The following is a 25,286-nucleotide window of genomic DNA, read 5'->3' on the forward strand; positions in this document are numbered from 1 at the left end:
CCGGGCGGATCAGCCGCCAATCCCTGTCGCGATGCCAAGAAGATATTGCAGAGGAACCCATTTTATTAGGCTAAGTAATCCGCATGGACTTATCTGCTCGTGATATAAATGCCCGACGGGAGGTGCCCTATGCAGCGCGATGGCATGAAGGATCTGCTATGGTTCGTGGCGGTCGCGCGGGAGCGCAGCTTCACCAAGGCGGCGGCCAAGCTCGGAACCTCGCAGTCGACCCTGAGTTCGACAATCAAGGAGCTTGAAGCTCGTCTTGGCGTCCGTCTGCTGACACGTACGACGCGGAGCGTCGCACCGACCGAGGCCGGCGAGCGACTTTTCCAGTCTCTTGTTCCCCGCTTCGAGGAAATCGAAGCCGACCTTGCAAGCCTGGTGGCCTTTCGCGACAAGCCCTCCGGAACGGTCCGTATCACGCTGTCCGACCATGCGCTCCAGACGACCGTCTGGCCGAAGCTGCAGCCCTTGCTCAGCGACTATCCTGACGTGTGCGTCGAACTCTACAGCGACAACGGCATGAAGAACATTGTGGAGGAACGCTTCGACGCGGGCGTGCGGCTAGGTGAGAGCATCGACAGGGATATGATCGCAGTTAGGATCGGGCCGGATTGGAGGCTCGTGGCCGTGGCTTCGCCGGAGTACTTTTCCCGCCATCCGGTTCCGATCGCGCCCCAGGATCTGGTCGATCATGACTGCATCAATATGCGGCAGGCGACGTTCGGCGGATTATATGCCTGGGAATTCGCCAAGCAAGGCCGCGACCTTCGTGTGCGGGTGGAAGGCCAGCTCACCTTCAATTCGTCCATTCCCATGATCGAGGCTGCGATAAGCGGTTTCGGGATCGCCTACGTCCCGGAAAACCTCGTCAGCCACCATATCGCCATGGGATGCCTTAGGCTCGTGCTTGACGATTGGAGTCCGCCATTTGCGGGCTATCACCTCTATTACCCGAGCAGGCGACAGCTCTCGCCTGCGATGGCGATGATCGTCGAAGCGCTTCGTCATCGCATCTGACCCCCAAGACTGTGCATTGGCAAATGGGGTCCCGCGCGCAAAGCTTTCGTGGCGCGCTGCTGCCTCAAAAACCCGCAGCGCGTTGAGTGAAAGGAAACGGATCGACTGTCACTGCCTTGGCGTTGGCTGACCTTCCAATTTCTCGCAAATTGGCCCTCATCCCCCTCCCATTAACCTTTCATTAACCATCCTCCCGCTAGCGTTTACCTCTCAGTAAGGATTCGCCAGCCGTGACCTTTGCCGCCCCCCTCGAGGCCAAATCCATTCGTTTTCGTGCCCGCTCTTTCGTCGCTTTCACGTTGACTCCGGAGGCGCCTTTGGACGTGTGGCTCGAGGGGCTGGATCACTGGATCGGCAACTCGCCCGGCTATTTTGCCGGGCGGCCGGTGGTGCTTGATCTCAACACCTTGAAGCCCGATGTCGCCGCGATCGAATCGTTGGTCGACGTGCTTGGCCATCGCGGCATTCGTGTCTATGCCATCGAGCTCGACGGCCACGCCGCACTCGCGCCCAACCTGCCGCCGGTTTTGGTCGGTGCCAAGGAGGCGACGACGGATGGATTGCTGCCCCGCGAGGCGCGGGCGGAGAGTTTCGACAAGGCCGAGGGCAGCGCGCCTAAACAACTCGCGGACGCGGGTAGCTCGGCCAAGGTCGGCGACGGCAAGGCTGACGCAAGCAAGGCGGGCGATGGCGAGCCGCAGGTTGAAGCTTCGGGCACGCTGATGGTCAAGTCGCCGATCCGCTCCGGCCAGACGATCGTGCATCCGCATGGCGATGTCATCGTGCTGGGTTCGGTCGCTTCCGGGTCGGAGATCATCGCGGCGGGTTCGATCCATGTCTACGGCACGCTGCGCGGGCGCGCTTCGGCGGGTGCGCTGGGCGACAAAAGCGCGCGCATCTTCTGCCGCAAGAACGAGGCGGAACTGCTGGCGGTCGACGGCTGGTACGCCACCGCCGAGGAGATGGAAGGTGTTTCGCGCGGCAAGCCGGTGCAGGCGTTTCTCGACGGGGACGCGCTGCGGGTTTCGACGCTGAGCTGACTTCGACCGGGCGGCGAGGGCCGCTCGACCAAAAACAAATGAACAACAACGGAGGCTTTTCAATGGGCAAGGTAGTGGTGGTCACCTCGGGCAAGGGGGGCGTCGGCAAGACGACCTCGACGGCGGCCCTCGGGGCGGCCGTGGCCAAGACCGGCAAGAAGGTGGCCTTGGTCGACTTTGACGTCGGCCTGCGCAACCTCGACCTGATCATGGGCGCCGAGCGGCGCGTGGTGTTCGACCTCGTCAACGTCATCCAGGGCCAGGCCAAACTTTCGCAGGCGCTGATCCGCGACAAGCGGGTCGAGACGCTGTTCCTGCTGCCGGCTTCGCAGACGCGCGACAAGGATGCGCTGACCGAAGAAGGCGTCGGCGAAGTCATCGACAAGCTGCGCTCGGTGTTCGACTACGTGTTCTGCGACAGCCCGGCCGGCATCGAACGCGGCGCGCAGCTCGCCATGCGCTTTGCCGACGAGGCGGTCATCGTCACCAATCCGGAAGTGTCGTCGGTGCGCGATTCCGACCGCATCATCGGCCTGCTCGATGCCCGCACCTTGCGGGCCGAGCAGGGCGAGCAGATCGCCAAGCATGTGCTGGTCACGCGCTACGACGCGGCACGCGCCTCGCGTGGCGAAATGCTGTCCATCGATGACGTGCTGGAAATCCTGTCGGTGCCGCTGCTCGGCATCATTCCGGAAAGCCAGGACGTGCTGCGCGCCTCCAACCTCGGTTCGCCGGTGACACTGTCAGAGCCGCTCAATGCGGCCGCCAAGGCCTATATCGACGCCGCCAGGCGGCTGGAGGGCGAGGAATTGCCCGTCATCGTGCCCTTCGAGCGCAAGGGCTTCCTCGATCGTCTTTTGGGAAGGAGGGCGGCATGAACCTGCTCGACATCTTCAAGCGGCGCTCCAGCGCCCCGGTGGCGCGCGAGCGGCTGCAAGTGCTGCTCGCCTACGAGCGCCGCAACCGCAGCCAGCCAGACCTCGTCTCCATCCTGCGCGAGGAGATCATGGCCGTCATCGCCAAGCATGTGCAGATCGACCAGGATTATCTGCAAGTCTCGATGGACCGCGGCGAGACCATGTCGACGCTGGAAATCGACATCCAGATCCCCAACAAGAGCGCCGTGCCGATGGCCATGGCGGGGTGACTTTACCCTCCCCCTTGTGGGGGTCCGAAGGACGGGCGAGACCGGTGGCTCGCCCCGGCAAGTCGATCCGCAAAGCGGATCGGGGTGGGGGGTCGGCGCCAGCACCCCCACCCGGACCTGCGGTCCGACCTCCCCACAAGGGGGAGGTGGGGAGCCCAGTCCGCTCCCTCCGCGTGTGGAGCGGCTTCGCCTGCCATCGTTAGGACGTTGATAAGCATTTGGTAATAAAAAGCCGGAAATGAGATGCTGGCTCGATTTGACATGCGCAATGCTGTCGTTCTCGGCGGAGCCATGACATGCGTATCAAGAGCCAGATCATTCTCTCCATGGTGGCCGCCGCGGCCCTGATCGGGCTGGTGGCGGCGTTGCGATCTTTACGCAGATAGCGGCGACCAAATCGTTGGGGTTGACCGAAGCGACCAACGTCGCGCGGGAATTGGCCGACACCATCGTTTTCAAATCATCCGATGGGACGCCTTCGCTGCTCGAGCGGCCCGAGGCGCTCAAGCAATTCATGGAGCACCAGCACCGCCGCCTGCACCGGGATTTCCTGGTCCTCGACAACAACAAGACCATCCTTGCCCATGCCGCCGACGAAGAGCACCAGGTCGGCGACAAATTCGGTCACGACCCCGGCAACGAAATAGGCCAGACCTTGGCGGACGGCATTCCGCGCAGATTTGTCGACCCGGAGGAAGTGAACGCCATACTGGCCGTTCCGATCGAAAATCCCGAGGATACGATCATCGGCGCCGTGCTGCTGGAATATGACCCCGTTCTGCAGGCCGCCGAACAAAGCACCAACAGCCTGCTCTGGCTGGTTGGCCTCAGCGCGACGGCCGCCGTGCTGGTCGCGGTCGGCTTCGCATGGCTGCTGCTCCGTCGTTTCAGCTCTGGCCTCGGGGACATGATGCGCGGCATGGAAGCGCTGGCGAAAGGCAACGCCATGACGCGCATCAGCCACGCCCGCAACGATGAATTCGGGCAGCTGGCCGATGGTTTCAACACGATGGCGGACCAGCTTGCATCGGCGCGTGCGCATGTCGAGGACATCGTCGAAACGGCTGCCGAAGGCATCGCGGTTCTGAACGGCGACGGCCGCGTCGCCAGCGCCAATCCAGCGGCGGCAACGATGATCGGGCGGCGCGCCGACAAGATCGTCGGGCAGCAATGGGATTCGGTGCTGACGGTTCGCGACCCCAGAGGCGGTGCGTTCGCCGCTGGCGCTTCTCCCATCGAAATGGCGTTAGCCACGGGCCGGCAACACCAGGGCGAAGTGCGCCTGACCAGATCCGACGGCTCGCATCTGCCGGTCATCGCCAGTTGCAGTCCGCTCAGCAGATCCGAAGGCGGCCTGGTCCTCACGCTCAACGACATCAGCGAGCTGCGCCGCGCGGAAGGAGTGGTCAACGAGCGTGCCGATCAGCTGGCGCTCCTCAACCGCGAACTGCACGACAAGTCCGAAACCACGACTCGTCTGGTGAAGCTTGGCGAACTGCTGCAGGCCTGCGTCACCTTCCCGGAAGCGTTCTCGGTGGTCGGCACGGCCATGGCCGAGTTCCTCGGTGGCTTGAGCGGAACCGTCCACTTGACCAGCGCGTCGCGCAACCTGGTGGAAGAGATGGCGCATTGGGGCGACGTCCGCTCGAGCGCCACGCAATTCGCGCCGGAAGACTGCTGGGCGCTCAGGCGCGGCCAGGAACATGTCGCTGGCCCCGGCATGCTCACGCCCCGCTGCGCGCATATCACCGAGAACGGCAAGAAGGGCTATGTCTGCATGCCTCTGGCGGCCCAAGGCGAGACGCTGGGCATCCTTCATCTGTGCGAGCCGAATGCGGCCGAGAGGCCACAATGGCTGACTGAAAGACAGCAGATTCTGCGCGGTGTCGTCGACACGCTGGCGCTCGCCCTGGCCAATCTGCGCCTGCGCGAGACGCTGCGGCAGCAGTCGATCCGCGATCCGAACACCAGTCTGTTCAACCGGCGATATCTCGAGGAGACGAGCAGCCGCGAACTGCGCCGGATGGAGCGCTCGGGCCAGCCGCTGGTGATCATCATGCTTGATGTCGACCATTTCAAGCAGTTCAACGATACGTTCGGCCACGAAGCCGGCGATCTCGTCCTGAAGCAGGTCGCCGCCACCTTGATCGAGCACGCCAGGGATAGCGATGTCGTGTCGCGCTACGGCGGCGAGGAGTTTGCCCTGGTCATGCCGGGAAGCTCGGTCCAGGAAGGTGCCGAGCGGGCGGAAGCGCTGCGCCAGGCAATCAGGAAGCTTCATTTGACGCATCGCGGCCGAACGCTGGGCACCGTCACAGCCTCGTTCGGTGTCGCCGCCTACCCCGAGCATGGCGTGGGCTGGGCCGAATTGACCAATGCCGCGGATCACGCGCTCTACGAAGCCAAGGGTAGTGGACGCGACCGCGTCGCTATCGCGCTGGGCAACGCGTCCGGCGAGCGACCTCCGATCCAGTTGGTACCAGCGCCGAAAAGCAGCTGAGACCGTTTGGGGTAGAGCACTCGGCCCGGCCCGCGATAGTCATCCTGCGCCTGCCAAGAGGGATCAGGCAAGTTTTCCGCTGCCCTCGAGGTCTCGCGCGCGGGCTCTTCCTGAGCGGCCGCGGTCTTGCCGTCTTCAGACCTCCACACTGTCAGAGGAATCCGGCTCTTCCCGGCTGCGGCATTGGTTGTTCGGGCTATTTCAACCCTCAATGTCCCAAATTTACCTTTGTGCCGACGGGGCTTCCCCTGCGCAAGTAGCGGATGTAAGGATACATTAGCAATTTGTTAAGTTCGAAGCGAGGTATGCGTAAGGGGAGTTTGGTGATGAACTTCAGAGGCCTGATCAAGCGTGCTGAAGACGTGGATAAAGCGATCCAGGACCTGCAGATCGATTTGGCGGACGCGCTGGATGCAAGTCTCGATGCCGACGACCTGGTGCCGTCGGAGAGCGACGATGTGCCGGATGCCCAGGCGGCACCCGATGACGGGCCACCCCAGGCCGACGCGGCAAATGACGACAACGCCAGCAAGGCCGACGCCGCGGGCGATGCGGACAGTTCCGAAACCGCGCCACGGCTGACGGCCCATACACAGACCCGGCTGGCTGCATTGAGCGCCTTCGAGGGTCTCTTCCATGACGCCAGGGACTATCTGGAGGAGATCAACGACAAGCTGTCGGAGATCGGCACCTCACACCATCTGACGCGTGAATTCCTCAACATCCTGCACAGCGACATCCTGCGCGCCAACGAGCTGGAGGTTGCCAATGCCGCCCTGGCCGCCGAACAGAGGGCGCTGTCGGAAAAGCTGCACGACGCGGTGAAAAAACTGCGCGAGCGTGACGGCGCTTTCGAAGCGCTGCAGCAGCGCGAGACAAGTCTGGTTCAGGACCGGGAGACGCTTCGTGCGGCACTTGCCGCGGTAAGGCTGGAACTGGTGGAGACAGCCAATGCGAGCGCCAAACGCGAAGCGGAGTTCGGCGACATCGCCAAGCGGCTGACTGCCAGGACGGTCGAGGCCAACAGGCGCTTGCGCGAAAGCAAGATGCTGCGCGAAAAGCACGTCAACCTGTCGCTCGAACTCGACAAGGCGCTGAAGCGGGAATCGCAGGCGCGCCACAGGCTCGACGAGCTCTCGACGATCCATGCCAGCGAAGCAGCGCGGCTGGCGGAGCTGCTGGCCGCGCTCGGCAAGAGCGAGAAAGAGGAGATGCGGCTCCAGAAGTCGCTCGAGGCCGCACAGGCGAAGCTGTCGGAAACGAACGAAGCAGCACGCATGATGGAAGGCGACAAGGAAGCCGAGCTGGCTCGCAGCCAGGCGGAAATGCGCGGGTTGAGCTCGGAGATCCAGAACCTGCAATCGCGGCTGGAGCAAACCTCGACCGAAAACAGCGAAGCCGCAGGCGAGATCGCCAGGCTCAAGAGCGAACTGAACGATGCCTTGGCCGAAAAGAAGATCGCCGATGAAAGATTGTCCGCGCTGACCCAGGAGAGCGAAAGCGACAAGATGAGTCTTTCCAAGGTGAACGCCAACCTTTCTCAGCTGACGCTGCAACAGGCGTCCGAACAGATACAGTTCGACGTGCAGAGTCAGGAATGCGAGGACCTCAAAGCTGAAATCGCATCGCTCAATGCCCGCATCAAGGAACTGCTGCCCTACGAGCGGCTCCACAAGGCCACCAATGGCAGGCCGCGCGAGGACGGCGTGGTCGAGATAACCGGGGCGATGGCGAAGAAAGCACGGACGACGGGCAGGCGGCGCATGCGCAGGAATGTCGGCGCCGCTGGCTGAAGTGCGGCGCTGAAGGGCTTCAGGCGACCCGCTTCAGGTCTTTTGTGCATGGGAGGCCGGCACCTCACCCGGAGAGTAAGCCCAATGGGGCACCGGCCAGGCGGATCGACAGGTCCGCCGCACAGACAAGGTAGCGCGCCTCGATTCCGCACGGCATTGGTGCGATCACGGAAGGTGCCAGCGGCGCTTCCCCAGGCTTCTGATTCGAACCTTTGCGACGACCCGCCGGCCGGAGGCTGCAAACACACCGGGAAACGGTCGCGGCCGGCCCGGTGCCTCCTCAGTCGAGCGGCTCGTGCTGATAAAGCTCGTCCATGCTGAGCGAGGCCAGGGCGCCGAAAGGGGCCTGCTTTTTCACGCGGCCGCCGCTCAGGATGACCACGTCGTCGCAGAACGAGATGGTGCTGTGGTGGTGGCTGATGACGATGGTGGTGCGGCGGCCGGCTCTCGACTTCAGGGTCTCGACGATGGCCGCTTCCGACAGCCCGTCCACCGCATTGGTGGCTTCGTCCAGGATGAGGAGATCGGGATCGCGGACCAGGGCTCTCGCCAAGGCGATCCGCTGCCTCTGTCCCGCCGACAGATTGACGCCCCTGTAGCCGACCAGCGTCTCGTAGCCCTGAGGCAGCCTTTCGATGAACTCGTGCGCTTCGGCCAGTCTTGCGGCGGCCTCGGCATCGCCGGCTGTCGCCGCATCCTGCCCGTAGATTATGTTTTCAAAAATGCTGCCATCGACCAGTTCCAGTTCCTGACTGGCGAGGGCGATGTGCCGTCGCCACTGGCTGGCGTCGATCCCGTCGAGCGGCGATCCATCGACGAGGATGCTGCCGGTGTCCGGTTCGACGAAGCGGCACAGGAGATTGACGATCGTCGTCTTGCCGGCGCCCGAGCGGCCGATCAGCGCCGTGGAGCGGCCGCCGCGGATCTCGAATGTCGCCGCATGCAGCACGACCTCGCGCCGGTCCGTACCGGAATAGGTGAATGTCACATCGTCGAACTTGATGCCCTGGCGCAGGCCGTGGAACGGCTCGTCGCCTTGCGGCGGTTGCGGCTTGCCGGCGGGATCCAGCAGCCATGTCACCTCTTCGAGCGATCCGCTCAGGCCCTGCAGCTGGCTCCACGACCCCTGCAGGGCCCGCATATGCGGCTGCAGCCTGTAGAGCAAGATGACGAAGGCGATGATCAGCGGGAAACTCACCTGCGCCAGCCAGGCGCCGATCACCACCGCCAGGAACAGCATGGCGTGGAGAACCTCCGTCAGCGGCGGCAGCGCTCCCTGGCGCACGAGCAGCGCGAAGGAGGCGCGGCGAACCGCATCCGACGCCGTGTCGAATATCGCCTTCTCCCGGTTCTCCTGTCCGAAGATGCGGATCAGCCGTCCGGCATGCACAAGGTGAAGCATCTGCGAGGCGAGGTGGCCGTTGCGCGAAGCGACGCTGCGGCTGGGCTCCTTCAGATTGGCAGAGAGGATGGCGTGCGCGATCTGGACGAGCGCCAGTCCGAGCGTGACCAAAAGCGTCATGCGCCACGAAAGCAGCAACAGGAAAGCCAAGAGGATGATGGCGGCCGACGCGCTGACGATGGCCGACAGCATGATCTGGATCGCATCGGAGGCCCGCCAGGATTCGTTGGAGATGATGTTGAGCAGGCGTCCGGGGCTTTGCCGCAGGAAGAATGGGTAGCCGACCCGCAACAGCTGCTCCGACAGGGCGCTGCGGATGGAATGGCTTGCCTTGCCGGAGATGAAGGTCGTCAGCAGCGTGTTGGCGAAGGCGAAGACGTTCTTCAGGATGATCGAGCCGAGGATGGCGACCGAAATGACGATCAGCCGGTCGCGCTCGCTCAAGCCCGATCCGACATGCTGGAGGACAGCGGAGAAGCCGCCCATTCCTGCCGCATCCCCGTGTCCCATGATGATGCCCAGCAACGGGATGATCAGGCCGATGCCGAACCCCTCGAGGACGGCGCTGAGCAGGCCGAGTACCACCACCGCCGGAAGCAGGCGCAGTTGCCGCTTTCCGAACGCCCGGAACAGCATGGGCAGGTTTGGCGGCAGCATTGGCATTATTGCGTTTCACCTCGCCTGGGCATTGGCTTGTTGATCTTGCCGCGCCGGCTCGGCCCGCGGCCGTCTGGCCAGCAGGAGAACCGCGAACCTGGCCGCGCCGAGCAAATTCATGGCGACGATCGGCCAGTGCGGCAGGTTGAGTTCACGATCGAAGGCGGGGCCTCCTGCCAATTCCCGGATAGCCCCTCTTGCGGCCCAGTAGAAATGGCGAAGCAGCCAGGGCGCGTGGCGAACATGCTTCAGGCAGAGCCCGCCATTGCCCAGGCTGTAGTCGCGGTGCAGCTTTTCGATGGCTTTGCGATCCCGCCGGCCATGATGATGGAATATCGTCATATCAGGCACATACTCGACTGCGATGCCGAGCAGCATCGCGCGCACGAGATAATCGGTATCCTCGGCCGACCGCAATGGTCCGCCGGCGCCGAAGCGTTCGTCGAAATAGCCGATGCGGGCCGCGACGTCGCGGTGCATCGTCATGTTGCAGCCCAGCACGAAACCGCCGGGATGAACATCTGGCGTCAGCCGCTCGCGCGCCCACGACCGCTTGATGGTGAACGGCAAATCCCTGGCATCGCCAAGCTCGACACGTCCGCCCCGGATGAGCCATTGTTCCCCGGACGCATAGTGTCGCTCCAGATCGCGCAAATAGTCGCGATGGACCGCGCAGTCATCGTCGACGAAGACCAGCACATGGCCGCGCGCGCGCCGCAGCCCGGCGTTGCGCGCGGCCGCCAGTCCGGGGCGCGGCTCGCAGATCGGCGTGAACGGAATGTCCGACGCAGCGGCGATGCTGGCCAGGCGTTCGGCCGTGCGGTCGCTCGAACCGTTGTCGACGACCACGAGTTCGGCGGCGAAGCCGGCATGTGCGCGGCAGGCGGCTTGCACCGACTTGATGCAGGCGTCGAGCACCGCGACGCGGTTGCGCGTGCAGATGATGAAGCTGACTTCCGGCGCCGATCGTTCCGGGCGTGGACCGGCCGGGGCAGGGCCAAGCGCCGTCGAACGATCGCGCTGCAGAGGTTGGTTGGCTTTGACGATCATCCCTCAGCCCGCCTGATAAGGTGCCAGCACCGCCGCGGCAGGCGCGGATTTGAAGAAGTATGCCATGGCATCGGCTTGCCTGGCGGCCGACAGCGAGGCGAGGCTGAGCCAGGGCGCCCAGGCGCCGGGCCGCAGCGCATATTGTTCGCGGCGCCGGATGACGTTCCATTTCGCGGTCCGCGTCAGCAATTCATGCGTCAGCGCGGGCTGCTTTTCGTCGACGACGAGCTGGTAGAGGAAATAGAACAGGTTCAGCGCGCCGGCCTCGAAGCTCGGCCGCGTCGCCGCCGGCAGCGAGCGGATTTCCTCCTCCAGCGCGACGATGAAGCTGGCCGCACGGGCGACCGTGTCGTGCCTGACCGCATCGCCGATGTCGCGCAGGTCCCGCGTGGCCTGCGCCAGGCCCTCGCGCTCAAGGTTCTCGGCCACTATCCGCAAATGCGTCCTGCGCATCTCCGTGACGTGCCGGCTGGTCACGCTTGCCTGATGGACGCGGTAGACCACCAGGTTTTCGGGCATCATGGCTGCCGGGTAACGGCTGGCCAGCCGCCTGAAAAGATCGAAATCCTCGGCGTGCCTGTAGGCCTGGTCGTAGTGGAGAACGCTGTCGTCAACGACCTTCCTGTTGTAGACGACTGTCGGGTGCATGAAGATCGTGAAGAACATCGCCAATATCGGGATGCAGCCGAACTGGAACACCGGATCGGGCTTGCCCCTGGCGATGCGGCCGCGGATCAACATGTCGACGCCGGCGCCGCAGAAGCCCAGTTCGGGCCGCCGCTCGAACAGCGCCACCTGGCGCGACAAACGCCAGGGATAGGCGACGTCGTCGGCGTCCATCCGCGCGACCAGTTCGCCCCGGGCGAGCGCCAGCCCTTCGTTGAGCGTCGCGACAAGGCCGCGGTTTTCGCGCGAGACGATCGAAATGCGGCTGTCGGCCTTTTGGCATCGCTCGAGTATCTCGAGCGAATTGTCGGTCGAGCCGTCATCGATCGCGATGATCTCCAGGCGGCCGTAATCCTGCCGCAGGATGCTTCCCAGCGCGGCGGCGAGATAGGGACCGGCATTGTAGACCGGCAACAGGACGGAGACGAGTGGCGCGGCGGTCATCGTCTTGTATCCGTGCGCTGGAATTCGAGCGCCGGTGTGCGGCCATCGGGCGGTCCGACGGCTGCCGTTGCGAGCCAGCCGTCATGGCTGCCCTGTGCGGGGCGGGTGCGCGCGACATAGGGGAAGTGGCGCTTGAGGCTGTTGAGCGGCCTCTCGAAAACCACCCAGGAAATCCAGGCCGCGACAATCGTGGCGGCGCTCGCAACCAGGAATCGCCCTGGCCCTTGCTCCGAGACGTTGAGCGGAATCCAGGGCTGCGCCTTGACGGCGAGCGACAGCAATATCGGATGGTAGAGATAGACACCGTAGCTGATGCGGCCGAGGCCAAGCAGCGGCGGCAGTTCGGCAAGCTTGCCAAGGGGGCCGCCAAGGCCGCGCGAACAGGCCGCGACGATAGCCATCAGCGGTACCAGGGGCAGGACTTGCCGCACGAGCCAGTGGGTCCATTCCAGCATCGGATCGGCAGGCGCTGGCACAAACCACTCGATGACAAGGAATGCGGCCGCGAAGGCAGGCCAGCCCAGTCGCATCCAGTGCGGCAGGGCCGCCCCCCTGGACCGCCAGCAGGCAAGCAGCGCGCCCGTCGCCAGCGCATCCATGGACGCCGGCGGCAGCAGGTCGCGCGCCAGCGCCGGCGTGGCGGTGATCGGCCAATAGAAGCGATAGGCCAACGACAGCGCGATGATGCCGATGCAGATCTGTTCGAAGCGGCGGCGCGGGGCCAAAAGGACGACCAGCGGCCAGGCAAGATAGAACTGCTCCTCGATGCTCAGGCTCCAGAAATGGCACAGCACCCAAGGGTTCCAGTCATTGCGCAGCGCATACCAGAAATTCGACAGGTAAAGCGCATGCCAGACCAGCGATCCCCTGGATTGGTCCAGGTCGACCAGCCAGACGAAACCCAGGACGGCAAAATAGGGCGGAAATATCCGCAAGCCTCGCCTGATATAGAAGGATCGCAGCGCGGGGCCGGTCTCGAATTCGGCGGCCGAACGCGCGTCCAGGAGCAGGCGCGTGATGAGGAAGCCGCTCAGCACGAAGAACAGCCGCACGCCGATATGGCCCCAGAATGAAGATCCTCCAGCGGCGAAGAAATGGGAATACAACACCATCGTCACGGCGATGGCTCTCGACGCATCAAGTTGGATGTCACGGGTGCTTCCCATCAGCGGCTTCCGCCGGCGTTACGCCAGCCCGCCGTTTCGAGCGGCAGGCCAAGGCGGACGAGATCCGCCATGGCGCCGGCAAACGCGCGCTTTGCGAGTCCGATTGGGGCGAGTCCGATCGGGCCGAGCCCGAAATCGACGGACGGACAGCTCAAGCTAGTCAACCTGACGGGATCCTCCACGGCATATGTCCAGTCGCAAACGAGTCCCCCAGGAGATCGTTCGGCTACGGCATTGTGCGGCGCAACACAAAAAATCTACCCAGCTGAAATACTTATGTGAGCAAGCGCTAAAAAATGACAAAACCGGGCGGTTATCGCCAATTTCGGCAATTTTTCTCAGAACTTAAACGTTGTGGTTTAAGTTGTGCCGATTCTCCCGCCTCGGTTGATTGGAGAGCTCTTGGCTTTAGAGCCTAGCTCTTTGTTAGATCACAAGAAATTTTGTAATCTATATTTTGGCTATATGGGTTCGGTCCTGGCTCCGTGGAGAAATGATTTGGAACCATTGGCTTTGCGCGGTGCAGCATCGTCTCTGTTTGTTCGTCGGTGCCGCGCGCAACGCCGGTTACTCGGCTGACCGCCGACCGTCACACGGCCTCGAACACCACCGTCTGCTCCAGCCCGCCGCCCCGGCGGTTTTCCAGCGTCACGGTGCCCCCGTAGCGCTCGATGATTTCCTTGGCGATGGCGAGGCCAAGACCGGCTCCGGGGATGGATTGCAGGCGGCCGGGGTCGACGCGGAAGAAGGGCTCGAACGCCTTGTTCAGGAGTTCCGTGGGTATGCCCGGGCCATGGTCAGATATGGTCAGCACGGCGCGATTGTCGGCTGCGGCCAGGTCGATGCGGCACGCCTTGCCATGGGTGGCGGCGTTGACGATCAGGTTGCGCAAGGCGCGGCGCAGGCCAAGCGCGCCGGCCCGCACGCAAACCTTGTCCAGGTGCCCGATCGAGACGGCATGGCCGAGCGATACCATCTCGGCTTCGATATCGCGCACCGTCTTTGCCAGGTCGACCGGTTCGACGGCGTCCTGGTTCACTTCTTCGCGCACCAGGCGGATGGCGCTATCGGCGATGCGGTCGAGTTCGTCGAGGTCGTGAAGCCATTTGTCGCGTTCGTCGTCGAGGAATTCGGCGCGTAGCCGCATGCGCGTCATCGGCGTGCGCAGATCATGGCCGGCGGCGGCGACCAGCCGCATCCGGCTTTCCATGGCGGTCCGCAGCCGCGACGAGAGCTGGTTCAGCGCATGCGCGGTGGCCTTGACCTCGGCCGAGCCCACTTCCGGCACCGCCGCCAGCACGCCGTCCGATCCGATCTTGGAGACGGCGGCCTCCAGCATCTCGAGCGGGCGGATCAGCACCGAGGTGAAATAGACCGACACCGCCGTGGCGCCGGCGACGATCAGCGAGATCCAGCCGGCCAAGACCAGCCATTCGCGCCTTGGCGGCTTGAGATGCGGCACCTCCATGATCGCCCAGCGGCGGTCAGGCAGGTGCATCGATGCGATCTGGCCGGGTTCGTCCGTCTTCTCGTTGACGACCGCCGGAAAGTCGAGGCCACGGCGGTGCAGGATGTCATTGAGCATCGCCGTTTCCGCACGAGCCACCTTGCCGCCCGCCGGATGGTCGGCGAATTGCACCCGCAGGACGTCGGGGATCGGCCCCGGCAAAAGCCGCACCACCAGTTCCATCTGTTGGGCAATCCAGGGCACGGTCAGTTCCGGCGGCGGTCCGCCGCCGCGCACGCTGATGACGGCGGCCGTCGCCAGGCCGACAACGCCGACGATCGAGGCGACCAGCAGCAGGATGAGACGGCGGCGCAGCGAATTCACGCGTGGCTCTCCACGGTCTCGACGCGCGCGGTGAGTTGGTAGCCGCCATTGCGCACGGTCTTGAACAGCGGCCCGTCGCCGGTGTCGGAAAATTTCCGGCGCAGCCGGCTCACCAGCACATCGACCGAACGCTCGAGCGGGTCGCGCTCGCGGCCTTGCGTCAGGTCGAGAAGCTGGTCGCGCGATAAAAGCCGGCCGGGGCGGTCCAGAAACACCTGCAAGAGGTCGAACTCGGCGCCCGTAAGGTCGACGGCCACGCCTTGTGCATCCGTCACCTTGCGGGTGTCCGGCTCCAGCCTGTAGCCGGCGAAGCGGTAGGTACGCGCGCGCGGGGAGGCTGGCGCCTCCTCGGGCGCCGAGCGCCTGAGCACGGCACGGATGCGGGCAATGAGCTCACGCGGGTTGAACGGCTTGCCGAGATAGTCGTCGGCGCCGAGTTCCAGGCCGATGATGCGGTCGACATCTTCTTTCAGCGCCGTCAGCAGGATGACCGGGATATGCGGCTTGCGGTCACGCAAGGCCCGGCAGATATCGAGCCCCGAGCCGTCCGGCAGCATGACGTCGAGCACGATCAGGTCGAACTGGCCCGCGCCCAGCCTCTGTTCGCATTCGCGCCGGTCCGCCGCAGCTGTGACACGAAAGCCCTGGCTGTCGAGATAGCGCTGGAGAAGCGTCCTGATCTCGCGGTCGTCGTCGACGACGAGGATATGGGGTTGTGACTGCATGACCGTGCCTTGCCTTGGCCGCGATTATAGGGAGAGCCGCGTCCAAGCGGCACGGAAAATTGCAACTGAATGTTTCCGGCAGGCCGTGGGAAACATTCAGTTACAAATTGCCCTCTTGCGGAAACCTTCGGCAATACGCCGACGCGAAGCGGACAAACACGCTTCCTATCCTCTCATTTGTCCGAAGCATGAGAGAAAGGAACACCGTCATGCGAAGCAGACTTCTTGCGCTCGGCCTGTTTTCCGTCGCCGCAATTCACCCCGTGCTGGCGGCACAGCGCGATCCGGGTGCCGCCCCCGGCGAGCCGCCACCGGTCATGGCCCAGCAGAGTGGGGCAATGCAGGATAGACCCGACCATGGCCCGATGGCCGGACCCGGCCCGCACGGGCCGATGCGGCATGGTCCGCAGGGTTTTGGCCCGCGAGGTTTTGGACCGGAAGGCTTTGGCCCCCGCCGCATGGGTCCGCCGCCGGAATTCATGCTGGCCGCCCGGCTGGCCGCGCTCGAGACCCGCGTCGGCATCCGCTCCGAACAGCTCGACGCCTGGCGCGACTACACCAGCGCGCTGCAGGCCGTGCTGGCGCCGCCACGGCCCGATCATGGGCGGCCCGGTGGTCCTGATGGCTCCGGCGGTCCTGAAGCGAAGGGCTCCGACTCAGCCGGCCCTGACGGCAAGCGCGATCCCTTCGCCTTCCAGGAAAAACTGGCCGACGACGTCACGGCCCGCGCGGTTTCGGCCGGCAAGCTGAAAGACGCGATCGCGGCACTGCGCGCCAAGCTGACGCCCGAACAGCTCGAAATCCTCGCTTCGGCGGAACGTCCCCACGGACCAACCCCCGGTCCCTGGGGTGGTCCGCCGGATGATGCAGCCGGCCCCCGAGGTCTGCCCAACGATGGCAGTCCGCCGCCCCAGCCCGGGAACGGCTGAGAACTCTGACCGGCTGCGCCGGCCGGCCCGGTACCCAACCCGTTCTCGGGCCGGCCGGTCTCTTTCAGGGATGGCGGGCGTATCCTCGCCATCCCTGTTTTTCAAATCATGCCCAGTTCAAATCAAACGGAAGCACGACAATGTGGGAAGCCATGATACTGCTGCGGCTGCTCGCGTCCGCCAGCCCGAGATTGTCACTCGACCATGCCGGACGCGGTCTTCCGCTGTCCGGACGGGGTCTTCCGCTGTCCGGACGCGGCCTGCCACTGGCTCTGCCGGCCGACACGCTGAAGGGCGCGATCCGCCTGCGCTTCGCCGCCTGGCGGCTGTCGCTTCCGCTCTCGCAGCCGCTCGACAGCCATGGACATCATGACCGCAAGATCGCGTGAACTCCGGCAAGGCGCTTGGCATGTCCTCGCTGATCGGCATAATGATGTTGGTGGGCATCGCGGCCAGCTACTCGACCTTCGAGCAGCTCCGGCCGACGAGAAGGAGCGCGACATGAGCCGCTTCGAAGCATTGCTCGTCGCCGCCCGCCGACGGGTGCGGCCTATCATCATATGGATCGGCATGCCCTCGACCAAGCGGTCCATTGCCAGCGCGTACGCAACTCCAGGGAAAGATCCAGGCCATGATTTCCAAGTCTAGCCAGCCTCGTTTTTCGGCACGCCGTCTGGCGCCCTGGGTCGCGATGTTCGCCGCCACTCTTCTGCTGGCGTCCTGCTCGCAGGAGGGCAGCGCCCCCGCCGGCATGGGCGCGCCCGGCAAACCGGAAGTCGGTGTCGTCACCTTGCATCCGCAATCGGTGGCGATCACCGCCGAGCTGTCGGGACGCACGGCGGCCTCGCTGGTTGCCGAGGTGCGCCCGCAAGTGAACGGCATCATCCAGCAGCGCCTGTTCAAGGAGGGCAGCGAGGTGGCGGCTGGACAACCGCTCTACCTCATCGATCCGGCGAGCTACAAGGCGTCGTATGACAGCGCGGTCGCCGCACAGCAGAAGGCGCAAGCGGCGATGCCCACCGCACAGGCCAAGTTCGACCGTTATGCCGGTCTGTTGAAGCAGAACGTTGTTTCCAAACAGGATTATGACGATGCCGCCGCCACGCTGGCACAGGCGCAAGCCGATGTCGCCTCGGCCAAGGCCAGTGCCGAGACCGCGCGCATCAGCCTCGACCGGACCTCGATCACCGCGCCGATCGCCGGGCGCATCGACAAGTCCACGCTGACGCCGGGTGCGCTGGTGACCGCCAACCAGGACACTGTGCTGACGACCATCCGTGCCCTCGATCCCATCAATGTCGACGTCACACAGTCGAGCACCAACCTGCTCAACCTGCGCCAGGCGATCTCGGAAGGGCGGCTGAAGTTCAGCGGCCCCAATGTCAGCGTCAAGCTGAAGCTCGAGAACGGCACCATCTACACACAGACCGGCAAGCTGGAATTCGCCGGCGCCAATGTCGACCAGACCACCGGCACCTTCGCGCTCAGGGCCGAATTCCCCAATCCCGACCGCCTGCTTTTGCCCGGCATGTATGTGCGGGCGCTGGTCGAGGAGGGCGTCGCGCAGAACAGTTTCCTGGTGCCGCAGCGCGCCGTCAGCCGCAACACCAAGGGCGAGGCCACCGCCATGGTCATCAATGCGCAGGGCAAGGTCGAGACGCGCGTGCTCGCGGTGCGCAACAGCGTCGGCAACAACTGGCTGGTGGATTCGGGTGTCGGCGACGGCGACCGTGTCATCGTCGAGGGCATGCAGCTGGTGCGCCCCGGCGGCGATGCAACGGGCGTCGAAGTGACGATCGACGAGACGACAGGCGAGGTCAAGGATCGCGGGCAGGGCACGTCCGCCGCGCCGGCCGCGTCCAATGCGGCGAAACCGGCGCCTGCCGCCGCGACCGGGAACTGAGCGATGTCCGTATTCTTCATCAACCGGCCGATCTTCGCCTGGGTGATCGCCATCGTGATCATGCTGGGCGGGCTTCTGGCGCTCACCTCGCTGCCGATCTCGCAATATCCGCAGATCGCGCCGACCACGGTCAATATCAGCGCCACCTATCCGGGCGCCGACGCGCAGACCGTCGAGAACTCGGTGACCAAGGTCATCGAGCAGGGCATGACCGGCATCGACAATCTCGACTACATGACGGCGACCTCGACCTCGACCGGTTCGGCCTCGATCACGCTGACCTTCACCACATCAGCCGATCCCGATACCGCCCAGGTGCAGACGCAGAACAAGCTGCAGCTGGTGCAGTCGCAGCTGCCGCAGGTGGTGCAGAGCAACGGCATCACCGTCTCCAAATCCTCGACCGGCTTCCTGATGGTCATCGGCTTCGTGTCGACCGACGGCAAGATGAACTCGACCGATCTCGCCGACTATGTCGATGCCACCGTCAACGACACGCTGAAGCGCGTCGAGGGTGTCGGCTCGACGCAGCTGTTCGGCTCCGGCTATGCCATGCGCATCTGGCTCGACCCCGACAAGCTCGCCAAATACGCCTTGATGCCGAGCGACGTGGCCTCGGCGATCGAGGCGCAGAACACGCAGGTTTCGGCCGGCCAGCTCGGCGGCCTGCCGGCGCGCAAGGGCCAGCAGCTCAATGCCACGGTGACGGCCAAGAGCCGGCTGCAGACCGCCGAACAGTTCCGCAACATCATCCTGAAGAGCCAGACGGACGGCTCGCTGGTACGCCTCAACGACGTCGCCACCGTCGAACTCGGCGCCGAAAGCTATACGACACAGGCCAATTACAACGGCAAGCCGGCGGCTGGCGTCGCCGTCAATTTGGCGACCGGCGCCAACGCCATCAACACCGCCGAGGCGGTGCGTTCGACGATCGCCCGGCTGAGCTCGACCTTCCCGCAAGGCGTCGAGGTCGTCTATCCCTACGACACTTCGCCTTTCGTTCGGCTGTCGATCGAGGAGGTGGTCAAGACGCTGGCCGAAGCGATCGTGCTGGTGTTCCTGGTGATGTTCATCTTCCTGCAGAATTTGCGCGCCACGATCATCCCGACGATTGCCGTGCCGGTGGTGCTGCTCGGCACGTTCGGCGTGCTGTCGCTGTTCGGCTATTCCGTCAACACGCTGACCATGTTCGCAATGGTGCTGGCGATCGGCTTGCTGGTCGACGACGCCATCGTCGTGGTCGAGAATGTCGAACGCGTGATGCAGGAAGAGGGCCTGCCGCCGAAAGAGGCGACGCGCAAGTCGATGCACGAAATCACCGGCGCGCTGATCGGCATCGCCACCGTGCTTTCGGCCGTGTTCGTGCCGATGGCTTTCTTCGGCGGTTCGACCGGCATTATCTACCGGCAATTCTCGGTGACCATCGTCTCGGCGATGGTGCTGTCCGTGTTGGTCGCCCTTGTGCTGACGCCCGCACTTTGCGCCACGATCCTGCGGCCGCCCAAGGACCATGCGACGCAGACCGGTCCGTTCGGCTGGTTCAACCGGGTCTTCGATCGCGGCACGCTTGCCTATCGTGACGGCTCGCATGGCATCATCAACCGGTCCTGGCGCTTCCTCGTCGTGTTCCTGGCCATCGTCGTTGCCGTGGGCTGGATGTTTGCCCGGCTGCCGAGTTCGTTCCTGCCGGAAGAGGACCAGGGCATCCTGATCACCAGCGTGCAGCTGCCGGTCGGCGCGACGCAGGATCGCACGGAGCGCGTGCTGGCAGAGGTGACCAACCATTATCTCAACCAGGAGAAGGACGTCGTCGACGGGGTGTTCACCGCCTCCGGCTTCGGCTTCGGCGGCGCAGGGCAGAATGTCGGCATCGCTTTCGTGCGGCTGAAGGATTTCGACCTGCGCAAATCGCCGGCTTCGGCCGCACAGGCAATCGCCGGCCGGGCAATGGGCGCGTTTTCGAAGATCAGGGATGCTCAGGTCTTTGCGCTTGCGCCTCCAGCCATCCAGGGCTTCGGCAACACCAACGGCTTCGACTTCTACCTGCAGGACGTCAACGGCGCGGGCCATGACGCGCTGATCCAGACGCGCAACCAGCTTCTGGCCCTGGCCGGGCAGAGCAAGGTGCTCGCCAACACAAGGCCCAACGGGCAGGAAGACCAGCCGCAATTCTCGGTCGACATCGACCAGGAAAAAGCCAGCGCGTTGGGCGTCAGCCTGGCCGACATCAACAACACGCTTTCGACCGCCTGGGGCAGCGACTACGTCAACGACTTCATCGATCGCGGGCGGGTGAAACCGGTCTATCTGCAGTCGGACCCGAACTTCCGCATGCAGCCGGAAGATTTGGACAAATGGCAGGTCCGCAATGCCAGCGGCGCGATGGTGCCGTTCTCGGCCTTTGCCTCCAGCCATTGGACATTCGGTTCGCCCAGGCTGGAGCGCTACAATGGTTCGGCGGCGGTCGAGATCCAGGGAGCGGCGGCCACGGGCGTCAGCTCGGGTGCCGCCATGGACGAGATCGACAAGCTTGTCGCGCAACTGCCTGCCGGCTATTCCCACGAATGGACAGGGCTGTCGCACCAGGAGAAGCTTTCCGGCAACCAAGCACTGTCGCTCTATGCGATCTCGGCCCTTGTGGTGTTCCTTTGCCTGGCAGCACTTTATGAGAGCTGGTCGATCCCGTTCGCGGTCATGCTGTCGGTGCCGATCGGCATCTTCGGCGCGCTGCTGGCGGCAAGCCTGTTCGGCCAGTCCAACGACGTCTATTTCAAGGTCGGCCTGCTGACCACGATCGGTCTCGCCGCCAAGAACGCCATCCTGATCGTCGAGTTCGCCATCGAGCGGCAGACCGCCGGGATGGGGCTGGTCGAGGCGACACTTGAGGCAGCACGACAGCGGCTGCGGCCGATCCTGATGACGTCTCTGGCCTTCATCCTCGGCGTGCTGCCGCTGGCGATTGCCAGCGGCGCGGGCTCGGGCGCGCAGAACTCCGTCGGCATCGGCGTGATGGGCGGCATGATCGCGGCGACGGTCATCGGCGTGTTCCTGGTACCGCTATTGTTCGTCACGGTGCGACGCATCTTCAAGGGCAGGGCGGCCAAACCAGATACGGGCGAGACGCCGGTGACGGTCAACCAGCAATAAGGAAAACTTCACATGACAGGCTTGGAACGTGGCTCGGTGGCCGCGAGGCGGCTCCTTGCGCCTATGCTTACCGCTGTCCTGCTCGCGGGATGCGTCGTCGGCCCGGATTATCAGACGCCGATATTGGCGATGCCTGCAAGCTGGAGCGGCCAGAAGCCAAAGCCTGCCCAGCCGGCGCAACTGTCGAAATGGTGGCAGCGGCTGCGCGATCCCGAGTTGAACACGCTTGTCGAGGAAGCGGTTGCCGGCAATCTCGATGTCGCCACCGCCAAGGCAAAAATCCGCGAGGCGCGCGCCAGCTATCGCCAGAGTGCAGGCACGTTGCTGCCGTCGGCCGAGGGCTCCGGCTCGGTCTCCCGCAACAAGTCGTCAGAAGCCACGTCTGGCTCTGATGCCACCTACAGCGAGTATCAGGCCGGCTTTGACGCCAGCTGGGAACTCGACCTGTTCGGCGCCAACCGCAGGGGCGTCGAGGCTGCCCGCTATGGGCTGGACGCCTCGCAGGAGGAACTGCGCTCGACGCTTCTCACCCTGGTCGGCGATGTCGCTTCCTATTATGCCCAGGCGCGCGGCTACCAGGCCCGCATCGCGCTCGCCCGCCGTTCGGCCGCGTCGCAAAGGCAGACCGCCGAACTTACCCGCACCATGGCGCAGGCGGGCACGGCGACCGCCGCCGATGTCGCCAAGGCGATGGGGCAGGCAGCGAGCACCGAAGCCGCGGTGCCGACACTGGAGGCAAGCTATGCCCAGGCCGTGCATCGTCTCGCGGTGCTGGCCGGCCGGCCGCCTGCCTCGCTCAACGAGCGGCTGAAGCGGGTCGCGCCAATCCCTGCACCACGCCTGCCGATGCCCACCGGAATTCCCGCCGACCTCCTGCTGTCGCGGCCCGATTTGCGCATGGCGGAGCGCCAATATGCGCAATACACCGCCAAAGTCGGCCAGGCCGAAGCCGCCCGCTATCCCTCCGTCAGCCTGACGGGAGACATCAGCACGGCGGCGCTGAAGCTCGGCGATCTCGGCAAGAATTCGTCGATTGGCTGGTCGTTCGGGCCGACGCTCAGCGTGCCGTTGTTCAATGCCGGCCAATTGCAGGCCGCCGTCGAGGTCGCCAAGGCGCAGCGCGATCAATATTTCATCGCATACCGGTCTTCGGTGCTGACGGCGCTCGAGGATGTCGAGAACGCGCTGGTGCTGTTGTCGCAGGAGCGCATCCGGATCGGCAAGCTCGCCTCGTCGGCGAAGTCCTATGGCGAGGCGGCAAGTCTCGAAGGCACGCTCTACAAGGCCGGCGAGACCAGCCTTCTCGATGTGCTCGACGCCCAGCGCTCTCTCTACTCGGCCGAGGACTCGCTGCTGCAAAGCCGCGTCCTGCTGGCGACCAACTACATCGCCCTCAACAAGGCGCTCGGCGGCGGTTGGGACGGCGCGGTGGACAGTGCCAAGCCAGAGATCGTCGACCTCAAGACCGGTCCACGGCTGGCGTCGAAGCCGGCGGCCTGAGCGGTTTCCAAGGCTTCGGTCAAGTATTTCGAGGCGGCTACGCAGATTTCGAGATTGTGCGACACACCGCTCGTGGCGGCGCGCGAAATGCCGCCTCGTGCTTTGGCGATGGCGGCGTGATCGTATCGCTGTTATTGATGGTGATTACACAGCACAGGCGCCGCAGATGACATCCGATACACAGAAGGCCGAAGCGGTCGGGCAGCTGCTCGAAACGCCGGACCTTGCCAGCGCGCTGGAAAGCGAACAGTTCAAGAAGTTCCTCGACCAGGTGCCGATCGCCATTGCCGTCTCCGACCTCGGTGCGAAGGAGCGTGTCGTCTATGCCAATCCGGAATTCGAGAAACTGTCCGGCCTCAAGGCGGCGACGCTAGCTCGGCAACACTGGGCGGCGCTTTCCGGCACCGGCCTGCACAAGCAGAAGGACCGGCCGCTGTTCGAGGCCGTGGTCGAGGACACCGATTTCATCGGCACGTTCCGGCTGGAACGGACAGAAGACCAACCGGCGATCGTCGACGTCTATTCCAACGTCATCGAGGACGACAATGGCAAGGCCTGCTTCCGGCTGGTGGCGCTGGTCGACGTCTCTGCCCATGGCGAAACCGAAGATGCGCGATCGATTGATGAGCGCATCCGCGAGAAGGACACGCTGCTGCGCGAACTGCAGCACCGGGTGAAGAACAATCTGCAAATGATCACCGCGCTGATCCGGATGGAGACGCGAAACGCGGCCGAACCGGATCAGAAGCGTTTCGAGAGGCTGGCAGGTCGCGTCGATGCGCTGGCGATCCTCTACCAGACGCTGTCGGGGGACGATGGCAAGGATGAGGTCGATCTCGGTATCTATCTCAGCCAGATCGCGTCGGCGGTGATGAACTCGCATGCGGTCGAGGGCATCCGCCTCGACATGAAGGTCGATACCTATCCGGTGTCGATCAATGTCGCCATGCCGACCGGGCTGGTGGTGAACGAGCTTATGACCAATGCGCTCAAACATGCCTTCCAGGGACGCGACGGCGGCACGATCACGCTGCACAGCATCGTTGACGGTGATGGCTGCCGCATCGTGATCGCCGATGACGGCATCGGCCTGCCGGACGGCGAGAGCTGGCCCAAGAGCGGCAAGCTCGGCGCGCTGATTGCCCGCTCGCTAACCGAGAATGCCAAGGCGGAGTTCGATGTGAAGTCGAGCGCTGGCGAGGGTACGCGGGTCACCATCGTCTTCAAGCGCTCGGCCGCCACCGCCTAAAGCGTTGTCGTTGCGCTCTCACACCTACAGGATCATCTCCAGCTACTCCTTGTCCGCCGCGGCAATGAACGCTTCGCGGCCCGGGAGGCTCATAGCGTGCCTGCAGTCCTTGCCCTAGCAGCCAGTTGCCGCTGCCTCACGACAGGCCGGCCGGTTCGCCCTATCTCCATGCGCCGGTCGGGTTTGGACCCGGCGGTATGGAGGATGGGATCACGTGACATCGACGCCGATTGCCAGTCGCGAAGCAGCGCCCTTGCCGGTCGCGGCACTGATGGGCGCCATGGTGTCGATCCAGATCGGCGCCACCTTCGCCAAGGGCCTGTTCCCGCAGATCGGCGCGCAAGGCACGACGACGCTTAGGCTGGTCATCGGTGCGCTGATGCTGATCGCGGTGCTGCGGCCCTGGCAGATGCGGCCCTCGCGTGCCACCATGCCGTGGCTGGTCGCCTATGGGGTGACGCTGGCCGCGCTCAATCTCCTGTTCTACGCAGCGCTGGCCAGGATTCCGCTCGGCATCGCGGTGGCGCTGGAGTTTACCGGCCCGCTTCTGGTGGCGACCTTGAGCTCGCGGCACGCCAGCGACTTTGCCTGGATCGCGCTGGCGGTGGCTGGCATCCTGCTGTTGTCGCCTTTCGTCCATTCTGTCGCGCCGCTTGACCCGATCGGGGTGATGCTGGCGCTGGCGGCCGGCGGGTTTTGGGCGCTCTACATCGTGCTGGCCCAGAAGGCCGGCGCGGAGCTTGGCACCCGCACCACCGCCTACGGCATGGCCATCGCCGCTGTGCTGGTGCTGCCCTTCGGCGTCGCGCAGGCGGGAACCGCGCTGCTGGCGCCGTCGATCCTGGTCAGCGCGCTGCTCGTCGGCCTGTTTTCCAGCGCGTTGCCATTCTTCCTGGAGATGGTGGCGCTGACCCGCATGCCGGCGCGCATCTACGGCACGCTGACCTGCCTGGAGCCGGGGCTGGGCGCACTGGCCGGCTTCCTGTTCCTGCATGAAAGCCTGACCGCAACGCAACTGGCCGGGATCGCAGCCGTCGTTGTCGCCGCCTTCGGCACGGCGCTGACATCACGGCCGCCGGTGCCATCGCCGGAGTAGGGTGGGGCGGAGTAGGGT

19 protein-coding genes are annotated in these 25,286 nt (G+C 64.6%); 13 read left to right on the forward strand and 6 right to left on the reverse strand.

The annotated features are described in order from the left end of the window. Positions 1-129: 129 nt before the first annotated feature. The 6 genes from EOA13_RS29205 to EOA13_RS29230 all read left to right on the forward strand — a co-directional run bounded on the left by EOA13_RS29205 (position 130) and on the right by EOA13_RS29230 (position 7,503). The gene (locus EOA13_RS29205) at positions 130-1,023 is read left to right on the forward strand and encodes a LysR family transcriptional regulator (protein WP_127296955.1); all 894 of its coding nucleotides are present in this window, start codon (positions 130-132) and stop codon (positions 1,021-1,023) included. A gap of 230 nt (positions 1,024-1,253) precedes the next feature. Next, positions 1,254-2,063, forward strand: a complete 810-nt coding sequence (gene minC / locus EOA13_RS29210; protein ID WP_127296956.1) for a septum site-determining protein MinC — start codon at positions 1,254-1,256, stop codon at positions 2,061-2,063. Between the two features lie 62 nt (positions 2,064-2,125). Next, positions 2,126-2,941, forward strand: coding sequence for a septum site-determining protein MinD (minD, locus tag EOA13_RS29215; RefSeq protein WP_127296957.1), 816 nt, complete (start codon positions 2,126-2,128; stop codon positions 2,939-2,941). Further along, the gene (minE, locus tag EOA13_RS29220; RefSeq protein WP_023813379.1) at positions 2,938-3,210 is read left to right on the forward strand and encodes a cell division topological specificity factor MinE; all 273 of its coding nucleotides are present in this window, start codon (positions 2,938-2,940) and stop codon (positions 3,208-3,210) included. The genes minD and minE overlap by 4 nt, the downstream gene beginning before the upstream one ends. Positions 3,211-3,610: 400 nt before the next feature. Next, positions 3,611-5,710 carry a diguanylate cyclase gene (locus EOA13_RS29225; RefSeq protein ID WP_127296958.1) on the forward strand — a complete coding sequence of 700 codons (2,100 nt, stop codon included), beginning with the start codon at positions 3,611-3,613 and terminating at the stop codon, positions 5,708-5,710. Positions 5,711-6,036: 326 nt separating this feature from the next. Further along, positions 6,037-7,503 carry a hypothetical protein gene (locus EOA13_RS29230; protein WP_127296959.1) on the forward strand — a complete coding sequence of 489 codons (1,467 nt, stop codon included), beginning with the start codon at positions 6,037-6,039 and terminating at the stop codon, positions 7,501-7,503. Between the two features lie 280 nt (positions 7,504-7,783). On the opposite strand, the gene EOA13_RS29235 is transcribed toward EOA13_RS29230, so the two are convergent. The 6 genes from EOA13_RS29235 to EOA13_RS29260 all read right to left on the reverse strand — a co-directional run bounded on the left by EOA13_RS29235 (position 7,784) and on the right by EOA13_RS29260 (position 15,444). After that, the gene (locus tag EOA13_RS29235; RefSeq protein ID WP_127296960.1) at positions 7,784-9,568 is read right to left on the reverse strand and encodes an ABC transporter ATP-binding protein; all 1,785 of its coding nucleotides are present in this window, start codon (positions 9,566-9,568) and stop codon (positions 7,784-7,786) included. Between the two features lie 9 nt (positions 9,569-9,577). Next, entirely contained in the window at positions 9,578-10,612 is a 1,035-nt protein-coding gene (locus EOA13_RS29240; RefSeq protein WP_127296961.1) for a glycosyltransferase, read from the reverse strand. Between the two features lie 3 nt (positions 10,613-10,615). Beyond that, complete coding sequence (locus EOA13_RS29245) at positions 10,616-11,722, reverse strand: glycosyltransferase (protein WP_127296962.1); 1,107 nt, start codon at positions 11,720-11,722, stop codon at positions 10,616-10,618. Continuing rightward, the gene (locus EOA13_RS29250; protein ID WP_127296963.1) at positions 11,719-12,888 is read right to left on the reverse strand and encodes an acyltransferase; all 1,170 of its coding nucleotides are present in this window, start codon (positions 12,886-12,888) and stop codon (positions 11,719-11,721) included. The genes EOA13_RS29245 and EOA13_RS29250 overlap by 4 nt, the downstream gene beginning before the upstream one ends. 589 nt (positions 12,889-13,477) lie before the next feature. Beyond that, the gene (locus EOA13_RS29255) at positions 13,478-14,719 is read right to left on the reverse strand and encodes an ATP-binding protein (protein ID WP_127296964.1); all 1,242 of its coding nucleotides are present in this window, start codon (positions 14,717-14,719) and stop codon (positions 13,478-13,480) included. Next, positions 14,716-15,444 (reverse strand): response regulator, encoded by a 729-nt coding sequence (locus tag EOA13_RS29260; RefSeq protein ID WP_127296965.1) that lies wholly within the window; start codon positions 15,442-15,444, stop codon positions 14,716-14,718. Before EOA13_RS29260 ends, EOA13_RS29255 begins: the two co-directional genes overlap by 4 nt. 209 nt (positions 15,445-15,653) lie before the next feature. On the opposite strand from EOA13_RS29260, the gene EOA13_RS29265 reads away from it, so the two are divergent. The 7 genes from EOA13_RS29265 to EOA13_RS29295 all read left to right on the forward strand — a co-directional run bounded on the left by EOA13_RS29265 (position 15,654) and on the right by EOA13_RS29295 (position 25,268). Next, positions 15,654-16,373, forward strand: a complete 720-nt coding sequence (locus tag EOA13_RS29265; RefSeq protein WP_127296966.1) for a hypothetical protein — start codon at positions 15,654-15,656, stop codon at positions 16,371-16,373. A gap of 140 nt (positions 16,374-16,513) precedes the next feature. Continuing rightward, positions 16,514-16,762 carry a hypothetical protein gene (locus EOA13_RS29270; RefSeq protein WP_127296967.1) on the forward strand — a complete coding sequence of 83 codons (249 nt, stop codon included), beginning with the start codon at positions 16,514-16,516 and terminating at the stop codon, positions 16,760-16,762. Positions 16,763-17,064: 302 nt separating this feature from the next. Further along, positions 17,065-18,276, forward strand: coding sequence for an efflux RND transporter periplasmic adaptor subunit (locus EOA13_RS29275; protein ID WP_164780404.1), 1,212 nt, complete (start codon positions 17,065-17,067; stop codon positions 18,274-18,276). 3 nt (positions 18,277-18,279) lie between these two features. Beyond that, on the forward strand, positions 18,280-21,423 hold the full coding sequence (locus tag EOA13_RS29280; RefSeq protein ID WP_127296969.1) for an efflux RND transporter permease subunit: 3,144 nt from the start codon (positions 18,280-18,282) through the stop codon (positions 21,421-21,423). A gap of 12 nt (positions 21,424-21,435) precedes the next feature. Next, the gene (locus EOA13_RS29285; RefSeq protein ID WP_127296970.1) at positions 21,436-22,923 is read left to right on the forward strand and encodes an efflux transporter outer membrane subunit; all 1,488 of its coding nucleotides are present in this window, start codon (positions 21,436-21,438) and stop codon (positions 22,921-22,923) included. 166 nt (positions 22,924-23,089) lie between these two features. Beyond that, the gene (locus tag EOA13_RS29290) at positions 23,090-24,172 is read left to right on the forward strand and encodes a histidine kinase dimerization/phosphoacceptor domain -containing protein (protein WP_127296971.1); all 1,083 of its coding nucleotides are present in this window, start codon (positions 23,090-23,092) and stop codon (positions 24,170-24,172) included. A 214-nt stretch (positions 24,173-24,386) separates the two neighbouring features. Further along, positions 24,387-25,268 carry a DMT family transporter gene (locus EOA13_RS29295; RefSeq protein WP_127296972.1) on the forward strand — a complete coding sequence of 294 codons (882 nt, stop codon included), beginning with the start codon at positions 24,387-24,389 and terminating at the stop codon, positions 25,266-25,268. The last annotated feature ends 18 nt before the right edge of the window (positions 25,269-25,286 follow it).

Origin of the sequence: Mesorhizobium sp. M7A.F.Ca.US.011.01.1.1 (assembly GCF_003998295.1) — a bacterium.
Lineage (GTDB): Bacteria > Pseudomonadota > Alphaproteobacteria > Rhizobiales > Rhizobiaceae > Mesorhizobium.